This window comes from Hymenobacter radiodurans (assembly GCF_004355185.1).
Classification (GTDB): domain Bacteria; phylum Bacteroidota; class Bacteroidia; order Cytophagales; family Hymenobacteraceae; genus Hymenobacter; species Hymenobacter radiodurans.
In genome coordinates this window covers 4,456,025-4,471,065 of record NZ_CP037922.1, presented here as the reverse complement: position 1 = coordinate 4,471,065, position 15,041 = coordinate 4,456,025, and the positions used below count along the sequence as shown (strand labels likewise).

The following is a 15,041-nucleotide window of genomic DNA, read 5'->3' as shown; positions in this document are numbered from 1 at the left end:
AAACCGAAAACCTAGCCTCCAATTGTTGACATCGACTCGAAGCTGAGCTGGTGCACGGGACGCTGCCGTTCGGCCTCGAAGCCGTCGGCGGCGCGGTGGCGGAAGGCGTAGACGAGTGCGGCGCGTACGTCTTCGTCGGAGCTGCCGCTGCGCAGCAAAGCCCGCACATCAAGCACACCCTGGTCGTACAGGCAGGTTTTGAGGCCGCCTTCGGCCGTGAGGCGAATGCGGTTGCAGGTGCCGCAGAAAGTGCGGGAATAAGCGGCAATAATGCCTATTTGGCCCATATGACCCGGAATGGCGTAGGCCGTAGCCGTGGCACCGGCCGGCGTGGGCAGTGCGTGCAGGTCCGGAAAAGCCCCCGCAAATGCTCTCGTATACGTACATGGTTCCAGGGCAAGGCGATGGCACCGTGGCTGCCGCCGTTGAAGGGCATTTCTTCGATAAAGCGCACATCGACGGGCAACTCGCGGGTAAGCTCAGCCAGCGGAATCAGGTCCTCGATGTTTTGCCCGTCCATCACCACGGCGTTTATTTTGACCGCAATATTGGTAGCCAGCAACTTATAGAGTGTGTCTAACACGCGGGGCAGCTCGTCGCGGCGGGTGATGCGCAGAAAGCGGGCTTGGTCGAGCGTATCGAGGCTTAGATTGACGCTTCGGATGCCCATGCGCACCAACTCTGGGATGTGTGGAGCCGTGAGTACGCCATTGGTAGTCAGGCTGATATCCTGAATGCCTGGAATGCGGCTCAGCCGATCCATGAAGGGCACCAAGTCGCGGCGCACAAAGGGCTCACCGCCCGTAAGGCGTACTTTGCGCACACCTAGTCCGGCCAAAATACCGACCACGCGCTCCATTTCTTCGTAGCTCAGCAAGTCGCGCTTGGGCATGTACTCGATGCCTTCGGCGGGCATGCAGTAAAAGCAGCGCAGATTGCATCTGTCCGTAACGGCCACGCGCACGTATTCGAGCGGACGGCCGTGATTATCGTACAAAACGGAAGGAGCAACAGACATAGAAGAGGTGAAAGGCAGCGGCAATCTAGTACGTTCGGCGTCGTAAACCGGACGGTTTCGGAACAAAAATGGTTCGATGTACTTTGCTTTACGCAAGGCCTGCGGGTAAGCTCAATTTACGAACTGACATCTCAACAAATGAAACTCAAACTTTCTCTTTTCGGCATCACAAAAGAAATCGTAGGCAGCTCTGAACTGGAGCTGACCGCGCCCGACACGCAGTCCGTTGCGGGGCTTATGGAGCAGCTTCGCACCGAGTATCCAAAGTTACGCGAGCTGACCAGCTGTGCCGTGGCCGTAAACAGCGAGTACGCCGCCGATGAGTATCAATTGCACGAGCGCGACGAAATTGCGCTTATTCCACCCGTGAGTGGCGGCTAAAAAGCCCCCAATAGAACCTCCTCGCCAATTTCTGTTTGCAATACGCTACCTATGCTCATTGAACTCACCGACCAGCCCATTGATGTTGCCGCTACCATTGCGGCCGTGGAAGCCGAAGGCGCCGGGGCCGTCAATGCCTTTATCGGCACGGTCCGCAACCAATCGACTGGCCGACCAGTGGTGCGCCTGCATTACGAAGCCTACGATGCCATGGCCCTACACCAGATGCGCCTCGTGGCCGAGCAGGCCCAGGAGAAGTGGCCCATGCTGCAAAAAATAGCGGTAGTTCACCGCAAAGGCACACTGGAAATTGGCCACGTAGCCGTAGTAATAGCCGTATCCACGCCCCACCGCGCCGAGTCGTTCACCGCCTGTCAGTTTATCATCGACACGATTAAAAAGGTAGTGCCGATCTGGAAGAAAGAGGAGTTTGAGGACGGGCAGGTGTGGGTAGCGGCACACCCATAGCCTTTAGCCAAGCTCTCGTTGCGCGGCTTCGCGCTCCTCGGGCGTATTTACATTGCGCAATTCCCGCGCGTCTGGGGCCTTCAATACTGCCACATTTGAGTTGATGAGCGCCTTGCGCGGGCAAGAATACCCTAAGCTCAGAAACCGCAGGAGGGTAGCGTAGCTGCTGGGCTCCCAGATGGTGATGAGCGGCTCGGGGAAGTCATTGTGCGGACTCTGGTAGGCGGTGGCCATCTTACCCGGTTGGCGGTGCGCTACGAGGTGGTTCAGGGTATCGGTGGATAGAAAAGGCAAGTCGCAGGCTACTACCAGCCAAGCCGCGTTGGGATCGAGTTGAAAAGCTGATAAAATGCCCCCCAATGGGCCTAAATCCAGAAAACGGTCGGGGAGAGGCTGGAGCGTGGCGGGTAGCTCGGCCGCCTGATCGGGGCGGCAGGATACGTGTACGTCGGTGCACACGGTGGCGAGTAGCTCGGCCACGTACTCGCGCTGTTCCTGGCCATGGTAGCGCAGACGGCCCTTGTCAGTCTGCATCCGCTGACTTTGCCCCCAGCGAGTACCAGACCCCGCAAGGGAGGGACGCTGGCTTGCCACCACTGCTTTACGAATGCCGCAATTCCGTCCGTGTCTGCTAAGTCGAGGCTTGGAATTTGGCTAGCGCCAGGCAAGTGATTCTGTAGATACTCAGGTAGCGCTTGGCCTTCTGTCACGCGCAAAATAAGCTGCACATCGGTCAGCTTATCCAGCTTGCGGTCCAGCGGCTTGGCCGGATCGAGGATGATAATCTGCTGCTTAGCCCGAAAATGGTTGCCATTCACCAGCACCAGACTTTGGTGCGCCAGCCACTCCGGCTGACTAAACTTATCCATCGCCCGCGGCTGATCTAAGCGGCGAAACTGAATCTTGTCGGTTAGCTCGGCCGTGGCGCCGGCTTGCAACATAGGACTGGCTCCGGCGGTGTCGTCGGCATCAGCGGTGGCGTGGTCGGCATCGACGTAGCCCACGCTCAGCTCGGGCGCCAGGTGAGGCAGCAGGCGCGTCACCAGATCCTTGATTTTGCCACAGGGCGCGCCCAAAATGGCCAGCTCGTGCCGCCCAAACTCACCGATGTTGGGGCGAGCTAGCGCGGCATGCTTGGTGCGGGGCTTGGGGGGCAAATTGGCGGCAGGATTATTCATCGGCATGGTGGAAATCTTTTTTGCCGCCAGTCTTTTCAATCAGGCGGGTTTCGCTGATAACAATGTTGTGCGACAATGCCTTACACATATCATACACCGTCAGTGCCGCCACCGAAGCGCCCATAAGGGCCTCCATTTCTACGCCGGTTTTGCCCGTTACGGTGGCTGTGCATTCAATGACGATAGCATCGGGGGCGGCTACTTCGATACGCACTTGGCAATCGTCGAGGCCTAGCGGGTGGCAGAGCGGAATGAGGTCGGCGGTTTTTTTGGCGGCCATTACGCCGGCCAGAATGGCGGTCTGAAATACTGGCCCTTTCTTCGTTGGCAAATCGCCGGCCTGCACCAATTGGAGAATTTCGGATCCCAACACGACACGACTACGAGCACGCGCCACACGGCGAGTCGCAATTTTGCCCCCCACGTCAACCATCGACGGTTGGCCAGCAGCATTGAGGTGAGTAAGCGAGCGGGATTCAGACATAAGTGGAGAAGATGTATATTTTTAAATGACCGTCATGCAGAGGCGGAGCCGAAGCATCTCGCGTGCTGATGTTGCAACGGTAGCCCAACTAAACACGCAAGATGCTTCGCTTTCGCTCTGCATGACCGCCCATTTTAACTAAGTTGAGGAGCTGCCCGCCACACGCTGAAACTATAACAGCTTACGTGGCAAACAGGGCCGAGTAAAGCAAATTTACGTTACGCAGCCATGAAGGCACGCCTGCGCCTTCCGCCCACCTATTTTTCACATCTATGATTTCCGTCGCTGAAGCCGAACGCCTGGTTCTTGCCACTGCCCGCCCACTACCCACCGAAACGGTGCCCTTACTAGTCGCTACGGGGCGCGTGCTTCGTCGGGACCTGACCGCCGACCGCGACTTTCCGCCCTTCAACCGCGTAGCCATGGATGGTGTCGCGTTGGCTTATGCAGCAATAGCTGGGGGGCAAATTGAGTTTCCCATCGAGAGTGTTCAATTCGCCGGCGCTCCGCCGCAGCCACTACAGAATCCGCAGGCTGCCGTCGAAATCATGACCGGTGCCGTGCTGCCTCCCGGCGCCGATACGGTAGTGCGCTACGAAGATGTGACGTTTCATGAAGTTGAAGAGCAGCGTATTGCTACCGTTCAAGTCTTGCCTGAGCGTGCGGGCCACAACGTGCACGCCCGCGCCGCCGACCGTCGCCAAGGTGACTTATTACTGCCCGCAGGCACACGCCTCGGCCCAGCCGAAATAGCCGTAGCGGCTACCATCGGCGCGGCTACGCTCTCCGTCACGCGGGCCGCCCGCCTGGCTATCGTTAGCACTGGTGATGAGCTGGTGGACGTTGCTGAGCAGCCATTGCCCCACCAGATTCGCCGTTCCAACGCGGCCATGCTGCAAGCTGCTGCTCACGCTACTGGTGCAACGACCGAGGCGTTTCATTTCATCGACGACCAGGATGTTCTGCGCCAAGGGTTGCCCCAACTGCTCAGCGACTTCGATGCCGTAGTGCTCAGCGGTGGCGTCTCGAAAGGCCAGGCCGATTTTTTGCCGGGCGTGCTGCGCGAGCTGGGCGTGGAGCAGATTTTTCACGAAGTAGAGCAACGGCCGGGCAAGCCCTTTTGGTTTGGGTGGAAGCCGGGCGGTGCAGTTGTATTTGCCTTGCCGGGCAATCCGGTGTCGACCTTCGTGAATTTTTACCGCTACGTGCAGCCTTGGCTGCGCGCCTGTCAGGCAGCAGAAATGCCCCCCACACCCACTTCCGTAGCCGTGCTGGCTACCGATGTCAGCTTTCGTCCGCGCCTCACCCACTTCCTGCCCGTTCGCCTCGAACTGACTTCCGAAGGCCGCCTGCTGGCCCACCCGCAACGAGCCGGTGGCTCCGGCGATTTAGCCAGCCTGCTCCACTGCGATGGTTTCCTAGAATTGCCCCCGACCAAACCGAATTCCCCGCCGGCGAAGCGTGGCCACTTCTACGGTTTCGGAATTGAAGAAGCTGCTCAAGACCAAGTAGAACAAAGTAAAAAGGCGGTCATGCAGAGCAGAGCGAAGCATCTCGCGTGTTTAGTGGGAGTATTACTCCTGTGTCAGCACGCGAGATGCTTCGCTCTGCTCTGCATAACCGCCTAATAAATAGGTAATCAGCTTAGCGTGGTGGCCTCAATTAAACCAGCACATGAATTACCGATTCCGAGAATCGCTCCATTTCCTCTAGCTGCGGGCTGCACTGCAACAGAAAGAAATCTACACCCACGGCTTCGTAGGCACCGATGCGGTCCTGAATTTGGGCGGGTGTGCCGGTGAGGCCGGTGCGCAAGCCACGGTTCGATACCGAGTAATCATGCAGCGACACCTGCTGCTCCAGTTGTGTGCCGGCCAACCACTGCTGGTAGTTGCCGTAGCCTGCGGCGGAGGCTTGCACGTTGGTAATGCGGTCCAGCTCGCGCTTCACGTCCTGCTCATTATCGCGCACGATGCTGTAGCCGGCCACGCCAAACTTCATGGGGGGTAAATTCTTCTGCTCTCGACGCCTACGCATGTCGGCAATGCGCTGCCCGATCTGCTCCGGTGAGTCGCCGTGCATCACGTAGCCGTCGCACTGCGTCGAAATCAAGTCCTTCGCCGCTTCCGATTCGCCACCGGCGTACAGGAAGGGCTTCTTGGCGGGCTTGGGCTGCAATACGTTGTCCGTCAGCTGATAATACTTGCCATCGTAGGAGAAATGATCTTTCTCCCATACGTTGGTTACCACGTCCAGCCACTCTTTGGTGCGGGCGTAGCGGTCGTCGTGCTGCTCGAAGTGCAAGCCGTACTTGGTCGCCTCATCGCGCCACCACGACGATACCACGTTCAACGACAAGCGGCCCGGTGCAATCAGATCGATGTTGGCAGCCTGCTTGGCCAGCAAGGCGGGGTTGTGGAAAGTAGGTCGCACCGCCACCATAATTTCCAACTCTTTGGTCACCGCCGCCAGGGCTGCGGCCGTGCTCCACGCCTCTAGGGCTGGCTCTTCCTGACCTTTAATGTCATTCAGATACAGCTCCGCAATGAGGGTGAGGCTGTAGCCCCAGTCCTCGCTGCGCTGCGCCAACTGTTTTACGTAGTCCCACGACGTAGGCATTTGCTCGTCGGGAACGTTGCGGAGCCAACCGCCAAAAATGGGAAGCCAATACCCGAATTTCATATCGTAAGAGCGTTTGCGGTGGTTAATTCGAGTTGTTGCTCCAGGTAATCCACGAAGCGGGCGTAGGGGTCAAAACCAACCACATTGACGGCGTCGGCCACGAAGTTGGACAAGGCGTTGATGTCGTAGAACAGTGCCTCGCCCGTGCGGTCATCAATCAGATACTCAATGCCCCCACGTCAATTTTAGCGGCAGCTACGATGCGCTCCACGGCCTCAATTATCTCATCGGGCGGCGTAGTAGCTTCTACCTGAATGCCTTTCTTGGGCGCTTCCGTCAGGCAGAAGTCGCCGGCCGTAGGCTCGTCCGGAATCTGGCAGATTTCGGCGGGGCAGAGATTGAAGCTCTCGCCAGTAGTGAACACCTTCATGGCGTACAAAAACTTGCCATCCAGCGTCTCCACGCGGGTAATATGCCCCCACGCGGCGTCACGTACTCCTGCACCAGCGCCGTCTGGTCGATACCCAAGTCAATTTGATTGGCGTCCACGGCCGCTTGCAGGCCTTCCGGCGTGTCGAAGCGAATGATGCCCGCGCCGCTGCCACCGATGTTCACTTTCACCACAATCGGGAAGCGCAGCTGCTTGGCCGCGTCCACGGCCCGCGAGGCGTGGTTTATCACAAACGACTTGGGGTAGTTCAGGCCCAACGACTCGAACAGCGAGAGTTGACGGGCTTTATTCGTCTCAATAGCCGTAGCGGCCGAGCCGTTGATGATACGCACGCCGAGCCGCTCCAAGTGAGTAGCAAAGCCAGCGGTGTGAAAAATGCCTTGTCCGTGTCCGCGCAGGTAGGCCGAAGAACTCATCCGATTCACCACCAAGCTATAGCGGCTTTCCTTTTCAGAAGGGTCAAACAGATGATGAGCGGCGTCAATCTTTTCGTAGGGCAAACCCCGGCGGTCCAGCTCCGCAAACAGCGGCTTAAACCATTCGGGGTGCTCATAATAAATGCCAATAGGCTTCTGTAAATCAGACATGTTAGGTGGTATAGTAAGAAAGTGAAAGCACTGGAAATAGGCGCGTTGCCAACGGGAGCAAAAGCTGGGGGGCTTTTTTCTGCTTGGACCAAGCCGAATAAGTTGGGGCGCCGCGGGGCCTTAGCTGGCACGAACTGCATTAGCCAGTCTGGGTGCTCGAGGAGGGCGGCCACAAGGTGGAGCCACGAAAGCAGAAAACACCAACCAGCCGCTGAAAACGCGTCAGGCTAGGTTACTGGTAGGAAAGGGAAGAGGGAAAATCAACAACAACCTTGTCCTACCGAGCCCATACAACAGCAGGCCAGCGCAGACTGTGCGCGACAAAGCTGTTGCGTAGCAACGAGGGGTAGAGAGAAAGCGGAGGTGTTGAAAAGATCCACGGTAACTTGTTTTTATATGGTCAGGACTTGGCACCGTTCCACGGGGAGCGGGGGTTGCCGGCGCTTCACGGAGCCTGTCTCTCTGCGCCTCTGTATAAAAACAATCCTTTGATGGGAAAGAATTGGTGGTACAAATGTACCAACTCGCTTCCTAATATTCCAAATCTGGGGTGCGCACTATTGAAACGCGACGTGTTGCGCTGCTACGAAAGCAGCCACGTCCGAAGCCGAGTAAGCAAACTGCCGGATGAATCGGAGGCCGGTTGAGCCGCGTCTGGCTCATCATCGGGTACGGCTGTCATCAGAGCGCTGTGGTCGGCTAGAACCTGCTGCGCGGCCTCCAAATCCTGCTGGCGCACGTGCAGCCGTACTCCGCCCGAAATAGGCCCGTACGGCCGATTCTCATTGCTTATGAAGCAGGCAATACCAGCCGCTTCGAGCTGGTTCTTGGCCAGGTGCGCTGATATGGAGTTGGCAAACGATTCTAGCAGGACAACTGTGCCGTCGGTTGGCTCGATGAACATAGGATATAAATTTCAGCTAAAACACGAGAAGCACCCCATTAGGTGCTTCTCGTGGTAAAAAGTATATGCAGGCTTCACAACTGAAGCGGCTTGCTGACTTATTTGAACAAGTCCAAAGCTTTAATAAACGTTTGGGACACCCCCAGGCGAGCGGCACACCGACATACAGCCATGCCAGCGCTGTTTTTAAACCCGAGGATGGTGCATTATCGGCCTCTGGAATGGTGGGATTTATTCTATTTTCCATGTGAAGGATGTTTACAATTGAGTACTTAAACCAGCACGCACTAAGCAGCTACTTTCTTGGGAGTAGCTTCTTTGTAGTGGTATTTCTCGTTCACGGCCGTCACGAGCATGTTGGCAATCAGGCCAACTACCAGTACGCCGGCCATCACATAAAACACCGTCTGGTATGCCTCCGCGCCGGTCAGGCCTTTATCTTTCTGACTTTGGTGCAAGTAGTTCACAATCAGAGGCCCCAGAATACCAGCCGTAGACCAAGCCGTGAGCAGGCGCCCATGAATAGCGCCTACTTGCATCGTGCCGAACAAGTCGCGCAGGTAAGCCGGAACGGTAGCAAATCCGCCTCCATACATGCTCAGAATCACGCAGCACACGATGACGAACAACGCCAGTGAGTGATTGGCCGCCAGCGTGGGCACTAATGCATAGAGCGCAATGCCCAAGCCAAAGTAAATCATGTAGGTAGGCTTGCGGCCCATCTTATCCGAGGCCGACGACCAAAAAAAGCGCCCTAGCAAATTGAATAAGCTCAGCAGACCCACAAAGCCAGCAGCCGCGGCCGCCGTTACGCCCAGGCCTGTCCCATAGAGGTATCAGAAAAAGTTTCCTGAATAAGCGGTGAGGCTGTTTCGAGCACACCAATACCCGCTGTCACATTCGTGAGCAATACCACCCATAGAAGCCAAAACTGCGGGGTTTTAATAGCCGTATCGGCATCCACGTTGGCCGTCGTAATAAGGGTTGACTGTTGGGTGTTGGGCACGTAGCCTTCCGGTTTCCAGCCTTCGGCGGGTACCCGAATGGTGAATACCCCAAACATCATGAATATCAGGTAAATAGCACCCATCGTGAGCATGGTAGGCGCTACGCCCATAGGAGCCGAATCTTTGAAATAAGCCATCAAGGCGACGGCCAGCGGCGAGCCAATCATGGCGCCTCCGCCAAAGCCCATAATAGCCATACCCGTCGCTACGCCCGGCCTATCTGGGAACCACTTGATAAGCGTGCTCACCGGCGAAATGTACCCAATGCCTAGCCCAATACCGCCCACAAAGCCATAGCCGAAGTACACAAGCCAGATGTTGTGCATGGATACGCCCAGTGCCGAGATAAAAAAGCCCCCCGCAAAGCATAGAGCCGAAGCCAGCATTGCTTTGCGCGGTCCAACCCGTTCGAGCCATTTACCAAATACCGCCGCCGACAAACCCAAGAGCACAATGGCAATGGAGAAGATAACAGCCAACTGACCGGGCGTCCAGTCGGTAGGAGCGGGCGCGTTCACATCACCGCTGATGAGGGCTCCCATAGGCTTTTTGAATACGCTGAACGCGTAAGCCTGACCAATGGCAAGGTGAATGGCCAATGCGGCCGGCGGAATCAGCCAGCGGTTGAAACCCGGCCCGGCAATGGTACGGCTGCGATCCAGCCATGAGGTAGAGGTTGCCATGCAGTAGAAAAAGAGTGGTGGGAAATAGGTGAACGGGAGAGCGCTAGGATATGCTGAGGCAGCAAAGGCGCCTCTTGCATTGAGAATCAGGAAGGTAGAAGCTTTTGTTTCAGATTATCAACCTGAAAGCTATAAATGTTGCTAAATAGCTATAGCTAGTAGCCGTAGCTTACTGCTCGGCGGGTTTCCGACCTAGCCAGCCGCGTAGGCCCGGCTGCCGACTGCCCCTTAGAAATCTTCCTAGTCCGCGAACCATCCGCTCGGCCATTTGCTCTTGAAAAGCAGGCGAGGCCAGCAGGCGTTCATCGTCAGGATTCGAGACGAAAGCCGTTTCTACCAGCGCATTGGGGTATTCGGTAGGACCATTCAGCCCGAAGTTGAAGCTGCCTACGTTGCCAAACCCGGGCAAGCCCGTCGCCAGCATTTCAGTGTACAGCGCAGCTGATAAAGGCCGGAACGCCACGTAGCGATAGTAGGTGCTGGTGCCGCGTACCGTTTTATTGCCGGAGGAGTTGACGTGAATACTGACCAGCAAATCTGGATTAGCTTGGCGTAAACGCAGAATTCGGTCGCTGTTGTCTACGCTTACATCGGCATCGCGCGTCATCAGCACGCGGGCTCCTTTGCGTTCCAGCGCACGCTGCAGGCGTTGGGCAATAGCTAAAGTGAGGTCTTTTTCGCGGGCACCGCCCGCGCCGATGGCCCCTACATTTGAGCCGCCGTGGCCCGCATCGACAGCTACAACCAAGCCCCGCAAACTCATCTTGGCTGGGGGGCGTTTTACGCGAATGGTCAGCACATTCTTCTGGTAGCCAATGCTGTAACCCCAGCTTTGCCGGTGGCGCAAGTGCAGTACCAGCCGAAATACATCGGGCTGTATCTGCTCATAGTGCACGTCGCCCAGGGCCTGCAAACCCGCTCGCTGCGTTATCCAGTTGGTGTTAGAGGTAGCGCCAAATACGTCGATGACCAGCCGGTTGGGCTCGGTGAGGAGCTGGGAGCGGTAGGGCAGGCGCTCGGTGAGCGGCACGCGCACATAGTCGTAGAGCGAGTCGCCTTGCACGCTCCAGGATCCGGTGAGGGAGGCAGGTACAAAGCCCCCGGGGGGCAAAAACCGCACATTGTTCTCGGGTATCCAGGCGGTTTGGTTTTCGGCCAGCCGCACCCGGTATTGGCTGCCTACTTTTCCGTTGATGTGCAGTACCACTAAGGAATCGAGGTAGCCCATTTTGGCCCCGCCTAAGCGGTCTTCGCCCAAGCCATAATTTAGGAAAGCCAACGGGCCCTTCGTAACCGCTAGCTGGGGGGCATTTTGATCCAGAAAACGAACCTTCTGTGGGCTAAAAGCCACCGTGCGTACACTGTCTGGGGTGAGCAACTCAAAGGCAATGGGCCGATCCAGAAGCGTGTCGCCGGGCTGCACTACGTATGTGCCCTGATAGATGCCCAGCTGGCCACTGGTGAGCGTGGGGGCCAGTTCAGTCATCAATTTGCCCCCCAGAAACGTTGCCGTGGCCCCGGATTGCCCTTTCAGGCGCACTTGCAATCGGTCGCCGGGGTGCAGCCACTGATCGGTGGCGGGTATGGTTTCGGCCGTTTCAATCAGGGGCGTTTGAGCCAGTACATTCGTGAGCGGGAGCAGCAGGAGTAAGAGCAGCGAAAATTTGGGGATACTCATGAAGAGTCAGATTGAAAATGGCTTAGCGAGCGCAAAACCAGCAGATACTATTCCGTTTATAAAGGTTTGCAACCATTTATCTTCAGTGAAGCATCATAGCGCCGATTGCCGGCCCAACTTCTGAACGCAGTTTGGTAAGAGGCAGCTACGGCTCAGCGATGTCTCAGTTTCTCCTACACTTAGTATTGCCTGTATTTATGCTCAAGACGCTATTCATTACCGCCTGCCTGCTCGGCTGCACCCTGGTCGCCAATGCCCAAAACCAGCCAAAGCGCGCCTATGAAGCCGGCATCGAAGTCGTGAACTATACTCCTTCCGGCAACGGCCACCGCTACGACAACTCACCCGCCAACAATCCAGCCCAGTGGGCGTCCGGCGTGTTTTTGCGCTATACGCCCACTCGGTTCGGGGTGCGATTGGGGGGCAATTTTAGCCGGGGAACCGTGAAGCCCAGCTACGACTATTGCGCCGATTGCCTAGAGGGAAAAGTAACCGACAAACAACTACAGCTAAAGGTAGGCGCCCAATACGCGCCGCTGAAAAAATTCGATTGGCTGTACGCTTTCACCGACCTCTATTACCGCCGCTACACCTCCACCGGCGACCTTACCGGCGGCATTTGCGGCTGTCTGGATGTCACTCAAACCCGTACTTCTAATGGCGTTGGGCTGAATGTCGGCCTGGGGGCCAAAATCAGCGTGTTTAAAAGTGTTTACCTGAGCCCAGAAATTTACTACGACGTGCTGCGCGCCCGCGACGAAACCAGGCAGCAGGATAACCTCAACGGTAGTTTAAGCTCCACCTATCACGAAACCACGACCATGCATCGTCCGGCCATGCGGCTACGTGCTACCGTGGCTTTCTAGGGCTGCTAGTTAGTGGCAACTGGGTACAAATATTTGTGCAGCAGAGTTGCGGCCGTTTCCAGCAAGGGCAAATCAGTGGTGCGCTCTTGGCAACGCTGCATATCGTAATGGCAAAGCGTACCAAATGCTGTGCCCTGCGCATCGCGAATAAGCACTCCGCAATAAGATACAACGGGCGTATCAATGAGGCCTTTAACCCGGGAATCGGTGGCAGCATCGTTAATTTCCAGAGGAGCCTGTTGCCGCCCTACCAAGGAGCAATACGTGGCTTCCATCGGCGCATCTTCGCCCTGTTGTACGTTGGGCTCATACCGGTCATATAATACCTCGTTGCGGAGTTTGTCGCCATCAAAACGAAACACGCCGGTGTAGCGGTGTGGGGTGCGACCGTTCAAATACTTAAGCGCAGCATGTGCCCCTTGTTGGTGCAATACGGTAGAGAACTCATCAATTTCGCGTAGCATGGACGAGTCCGGCGTTGGCGGAAAGGTAGACATATGCAGGAAGGGGACGGTTGTAGAAAGAAGGGCGTAAGACAGTTCCCCGGAACGCGTTAATCACTGGAGGAAGCTGCAATGTATTGAAGATTGATGTACGTACGCTGGTTTACGCCATCAGTTTTTAGTTAGGGACAGATCACTTAAAAAAGTAGCGACGCATAAAAGCCCCCCAGATGCTCTGAGAAACGTTTTATGCGTCGTTATTAGCGGGCACGCAAGCTTTATTTCTTCTCATCGCAAGCCGCTATACTGGCTTTTTGCGGAAGGAAGCCCCTCTGTGGTAGACAATTACTTGGCGGGGGAGGGGTGCAAATGGTTGTACAGCAGGTCGGCGGCGGCTTGCATCAGTGGCAAATCGGTAGTGCGCTCCTGGCAGCGCTGCATATCGAAGTGGCAAAGCGAGCCGAATGGCTTGCCCTCATTATCCCGAATCAGGACCCCGCAATAAGACAAGACGGGCTTATTGGTCAGGTGATTGAGGCGCGGATCAGTGGCCGCGTCCGTGATTTCGAGTGGCGTCTGCTGCCGGGTTAGTAAGACGCAGTAAGATGCCTCTAGGGGGGCATTGGGACCGTGCACCACATTCACGGGGTCGCGCCGGTCGTAGAGGGCTTCATTGCGCAGTTCGTCGCCCTCAAAGCGGAAAACGCCAGTGTAGCGGTGCGGCGTGCGGCTGTTCAGATACTGGAGCGCCGTATGAATTCCGTGCTGCTGCAACAGGGAGCTAAACTGCTCTATATCGGGGAGCACAGGCGAAGCGGAAGTCGAAGCAGTGGTCATGGGAAATAGTGGCGGCTGAACAGAACGGAAAAAGCGAAGTGAACCTTTGTAATTGACTGATAATCTGAGAATAGAATGGTGGTGCGTTCATCAACTGGTTATGAGCCAGCCGTTTTGCACCCAGCTTCCGTGAGATTTAAAAATACCTAAAAAAAGCCCCCCATCTAACACATGGGGGGCTTTTTATTCAGGCATAAAGCAGTCAAAAAAGGAATGTTTCCAGCGTAGGTTATATAGCCTAGGGTTTCTCCTTCACGGCCTCCCCCAGGTCCTTAATGTCGCGGCCCGCTTCCATGGCCACAAACTCTGCCTGCAGGCCTCTGATGCGCAGTTCGTCGCGCCCTACTACGTCGAGGCGAACGGCCTTAAATCGGTCAGTGAGGCGGCGATAAATGCTGGTCGCGTAGTCCCAGTCGCGCTGGGTCCACTGGCGGCGCTTGGCGCGCGTCTGGCGGAGCAATTGGGTATAGGCCGGCTCAATGTTCTGAGCAGTAAGCTGGTCGATGGCCGCATAGCTACCCAGCAGATCAGTGGCAAAGGTTGCCTCGGCAGCGGGGTCTAGCGGCTGACGATTGCGGGCGCGGGCAGTGGCAGTATAGTCGGCGGCGCGGTCGCTGGCGCGGTCGAGGCGGTCGCCGGCACGGTCGGCTAGCGTATCAAGCTTGCGGGCCTCTTGGCGCACTATTTCCTGGCGCTCGCGGGGCGTAGTGTCGCAGCCGCTGAGCAGGAAAAGGCAGACAAAAGACAGGCCCGCAGCCTGCACTAAAGAGCTCGGAAAAGGGGCAGTAGGTTTCATAGAGGCGTGTACGCAACCGCTGCCCAGTTGGATATTTAGCTCATTGGTTTCCAACCAAAAAAGCCCCCCGCCCTGCGCGCTAGGTCAGTATTCCTCATCGGTGCGGTCGCGCAGGTCACGTAGCTGGCTTTGCAGGCCAGGAAAGTGCGGGCAGATTTTGGCTAAGCGGCGCAGCACGCGCAGGGCAGTCCGGTCTTCGCCCAGCATACGCAGGATAGCCACCCAACCGGAAAGCGCCCCAAAGTGCCGGGGCTCCCGGCGCAGCGTTTCGGCAATATCCAGCAGAGAAGCGCGGTATTCACCCCGCATGTAGTAGGCCGTAGCGCGCTTGTTCCAGCCTTCAGCAAACTCCGGCCGATTATCAATCAAGTACGTAAAATCGGCAATGGCGCGGGTGTAGTCGCCGGCCGCCAGGGCCCGCATGCCCGCCTCCAAGTGCTTGTCGAGGGCATGGTCGCCGGTAGTCAGCCAAATCTGCCAGATGCCGCTCTGCAACGCTTCAATCTCCGCTGGCGCCTCGGCTTCCTGCAACCTGGCAAACAGATCATCGAGCGTAGTCATAGCTAAAGGTGTAAAGCTGAAGTAATTGTACGCCGGATTGGCGACGGCGTTTGGGTAGAGCCGAGCGGGGGGCTTTT

18 protein-coding genes, 1 pseudogene and 1 riboswitch are annotated in these 15,041 nt (G+C 56.8%); of the genes and pseudogenes, 4 read left to right on the top strand and 15 right to left on the bottom strand.

From position 1 onward, the window contains the following. Window positions 1–11 precede the first annotated feature (11 nt). Window positions 12–1,018, bottom strand: a pseudogene (gene moaA / locus EPD59_RS20270) (GTP 3',8-cyclase MoaA). Window positions 1,019–1,156: 138 nt separating this feature from the next. On the opposite strand from moaA, the gene EPD59_RS20265 reads away from it, so the two are divergent. Together EPD59_RS20265 and EPD59_RS20260 are read left to right on the top strand one after the other, a co-directional pair. Further along, entirely contained in the window at window positions 1,157–1,399 is a 243-nt protein-coding gene (locus tag EPD59_RS20265) for a MoaD/ThiS family protein (protein WP_133274365.1), read from the top strand. A gap of 51 nt (window positions 1,400–1,450) precedes the next feature. Further along, entirely contained in the window at window positions 1,451–1,867 is a 417-nt protein-coding gene (locus tag EPD59_RS20260) for a molybdenum cofactor biosynthesis protein MoaE (RefSeq protein ID WP_133274364.1), read from the top strand. A gap of 3 nt (window positions 1,868–1,870) precedes the next feature. Here the strand turns inward: EPD59_RS20260 and EPD59_RS20255 are convergent, their stop codons facing one another. After that, window positions 1,871–2,401, bottom strand: coding sequence for an NTP transferase domain-containing protein (locus EPD59_RS20255; protein WP_133274363.1), 531 nt, complete (start codon window positions 2,399–2,401; stop codon window positions 1,871–1,873). A gap of 636 nt (window positions 2,402–3,037) precedes the next feature. Beyond that, window positions 3,038–3,529 (bottom strand): cyclic pyranopterin monophosphate synthase MoaC, encoded by a 492-nt coding sequence (gene moaC, locus EPD59_RS20250; protein WP_133274362.1) that lies wholly within the window; start codon window positions 3,527–3,529, stop codon window positions 3,038–3,040. A gap of 272 nt (window positions 3,530–3,801) precedes the next feature. Here moaC and EPD59_RS20245 point away from each other — a divergent pair, with 272 nt between their 5' ends. Continuing rightward, on the top strand, window positions 3,802–5,157 hold the full coding sequence (locus tag EPD59_RS20245) for a molybdopterin molybdotransferase MoeA (RefSeq protein WP_240731531.1): 1,356 nt from the start codon (window positions 3,802–3,804) through the stop codon (window positions 5,155–5,157). 34 nt (window positions 5,158–5,191) lie between these two features. On the opposite strand, the gene EPD59_RS20240 is transcribed toward EPD59_RS20245, so the two are convergent. The 8 genes from EPD59_RS20240 to EPD59_RS20220 all read right to left on the bottom strand — a co-directional run bounded on the left by EPD59_RS20240 (window position 5,192) and on the right by EPD59_RS20220 (window position 11,461). Beyond that, complete coding sequence (locus EPD59_RS20240; protein ID WP_133274361.1) at window positions 5,192–6,211, bottom strand: LLM class flavin-dependent oxidoreductase; 1,020 nt, start codon at window positions 6,209–6,211, stop codon at window positions 5,192–5,194. A gap of 157 nt (window positions 6,212–6,368) precedes the next feature. Then, complete coding sequence (locus tag EPD59_RS22960) at window positions 6,369–6,614, bottom strand: hypothetical protein (RefSeq protein ID WP_240731530.1); 246 nt, start codon at window positions 6,612–6,614, stop codon at window positions 6,369–6,371. Further along, on the bottom strand, window positions 6,578–7,189 hold the full coding sequence (locus tag EPD59_RS22955; protein WP_240731529.1) for an ATP-grasp domain-containing protein: 612 nt from the start codon (window positions 7,187–7,189) through the stop codon (window positions 6,578–6,580). Before EPD59_RS22955 ends, EPD59_RS22960 begins: the two co-directional genes overlap by 37 nt. A 389-nt stretch (window positions 7,190–7,578) precedes the next feature. Next, window positions 7,579–7,670: riboswitch (SAM riboswitch) on the bottom strand. A 102-nt stretch (window positions 7,671–7,772) separates the two neighbouring features. Further along, a complete protein-coding gene (locus EPD59_RS20230; protein WP_133274360.1) occupies window positions 7,773–8,093 on the bottom strand; it encodes a putative signal transducing protein in 321 nt (106 codons plus the stop codon). A 16-nt stretch (window positions 8,094–8,109) separates the two neighbouring features. Further along, window positions 8,110–8,340: an MFS transporter small subunit gene (locus EPD59_RS24300; RefSeq protein ID WP_449404373.1), complete on the bottom strand. Its 231-nt coding sequence runs from the start codon at window positions 8,338–8,340 to the stop codon at window positions 8,110–8,112. 40 nt (window positions 8,341–8,380) lie between these two features. After that, window positions 8,381–8,878, bottom strand: coding sequence for an MFS transporter (locus EPD59_RS22950; protein WP_240731528.1), 498 nt, complete (start codon window positions 8,876–8,878; stop codon window positions 8,381–8,383). Window positions 8,879–8,901: 23 nt separating this feature from the next. Continuing rightward, window positions 8,902–9,783 carry an MFS transporter gene (locus EPD59_RS22945; RefSeq protein ID WP_240731527.1) on the bottom strand — a complete coding sequence of 294 codons (882 nt, stop codon included), beginning with the start codon at window positions 9,781–9,783 and terminating at the stop codon, window positions 8,902–8,904. 169 nt (window positions 9,784–9,952) lie between these two features. Next, complete coding sequence (locus EPD59_RS20220; RefSeq protein WP_133274359.1) at window positions 9,953–11,461, bottom strand: N-acetylmuramoyl-L-alanine amidase; 1,509 nt, start codon at window positions 11,459–11,461, stop codon at window positions 9,953–9,955. Between the two features lie 197 nt (window positions 11,462–11,658). On the opposite strand from EPD59_RS20220, the gene EPD59_RS20215 reads away from it, so the two are divergent. After that, on the top strand, window positions 11,659–12,327 hold the full coding sequence (locus tag EPD59_RS20215) for a hypothetical protein (protein WP_133274358.1): 669 nt from the start codon (window positions 11,659–11,661) through the stop codon (window positions 12,325–12,327). A gap of 5 nt (window positions 12,328–12,332) precedes the next feature. Here EPD59_RS20215 and EPD59_RS20210 read toward each other — a convergent pair whose 3' ends face one another. The 4 genes from EPD59_RS20210 to EPD59_RS20195 all read right to left on the bottom strand — a co-directional run bounded on the left by EPD59_RS20210 (window position 12,333) and on the right by EPD59_RS20195 (window position 14,964). Then, the gene (locus EPD59_RS20210; protein WP_133274357.1) at window positions 12,333–12,824 is read right to left on the bottom strand and encodes a GAF domain-containing protein; all 492 of its coding nucleotides are present in this window, start codon (window positions 12,822–12,824) and stop codon (window positions 12,333–12,335) included. 291 nt (window positions 12,825–13,115) lie between these two features. Then, the gene (locus EPD59_RS20205; RefSeq protein WP_133274356.1) at window positions 13,116–13,607 is read right to left on the bottom strand and encodes a GAF domain-containing protein; all 492 of its coding nucleotides are present in this window, start codon (window positions 13,605–13,607) and stop codon (window positions 13,116–13,118) included. 238 nt (window positions 13,608–13,845) lie between these two features. After that, a complete protein-coding gene (locus EPD59_RS20200) occupies window positions 13,846–14,403 on the bottom strand; it encodes a hypothetical protein (RefSeq protein ID WP_133274355.1) in 558 nt (185 codons plus the stop codon). Window positions 14,404–14,487: 84 nt separating this feature from the next. Beyond that, on the bottom strand, window positions 14,488–14,964 hold the full coding sequence (locus tag EPD59_RS20195) for a tetratricopeptide repeat protein (RefSeq protein WP_133274354.1): 477 nt from the start codon (window positions 14,962–14,964) through the stop codon (window positions 14,488–14,490). Window positions 14,965–15,041: the final 77 nt, after the last annotated feature.

Coding starts and splice junctions, on each gene's coding strand:
- EPD59_RS20195 (WP_133274354.1), bottom strand. CDS start 14,964: ATGACTACGCTCGATGATCTGTTTGCCAGGTTGCAGGAAGCCGAGGCG.
- moaC (WP_133274362.1), bottom strand. CDS start 3,529: ATGTCTGAATCCCGCTCGCTTACTCACCTCAATGCTGCTGGCCAACCG.
- EPD59_RS22945 (WP_240731527.1), bottom strand. CDS start 9,783: ATGGCAACCTCTACCTCATGGCTGGATCGCAGCCGTACCATTGCCGGG.
- EPD59_RS20215 (WP_133274358.1), top strand. CDS start 11,659: ATGCTCAAGACGCTATTCATTACCGCCTGCCTGCTCGGCTGCACCCTG.
- EPD59_RS20240 (WP_133274361.1), bottom strand. CDS start 6,211: ATGAAATTCGGGTATTGGCTTCCCATTTTTGGCGGTTGGCTCCGCAAC.
- EPD59_RS20220 (WP_133274359.1), bottom strand. CDS start 11,461: ATGAGTATCCCCAAATTTTCGCTGCTCTTACTCCTGCTGCTCCCGCTC.
- EPD59_RS22955 (WP_240731529.1), bottom strand. CDS start 7,189: ATGTCTGATTTACAGAAGCCTATTGGCATTTATTATGAGCACCCCGAA.
- EPD59_RS24300 (WP_449404373.1), bottom strand. CDS start 8,340: ATGGAAAATAGAATAAATCCCACCATTCCAGAGGCCGATAATGCACCA.
- EPD59_RS20260 (WP_133274364.1), top strand. CDS start 1,451: ATGCTCATTGAACTCACCGACCAGCCCATTGATGTTGCCGCTACCATT.
- EPD59_RS20245 (WP_240731531.1), top strand. CDS start 3,802: ATGATTTCCGTCGCTGAAGCCGAACGCCTGGTTCTTGCCACTGCCCGC.
- EPD59_RS20210 (WP_133274357.1), bottom strand. CDS start 12,824: ATGTCTACCTTTCCGCCAACGCCGGACTCGTCCATGCTACGCGAAATT.
- EPD59_RS20230 (WP_133274360.1), bottom strand. CDS start 8,093: ATGTTCATCGAGCCAACCGACGGCACAGTTGTCCTGCTAGAATCGTTT.
- EPD59_RS20265 (WP_133274365.1), top strand. CDS start 1,157: ATGAAACTCAAACTTTCTCTTTTCGGCATCACAAAAGAAATCGTAGGC.
- EPD59_RS20255 (WP_133274363.1), bottom strand. CDS start 2,401: ATGCAGACTGACAAGGGCCGTCTGCGCTACCATGGCCAGGAACAGCGC.
- EPD59_RS20205 (WP_133274356.1), bottom strand. CDS start 13,607: ATGACCACTGCTTCGACTTCCGCTTCGCCTGTGCTCCCCGATATAGAG.
- EPD59_RS20200 (WP_133274355.1), bottom strand. CDS start 14,403: ATGAAACCTACTGCCCCTTTTCCGAGCTCTTTAGTGCAGGCTGCGGGC.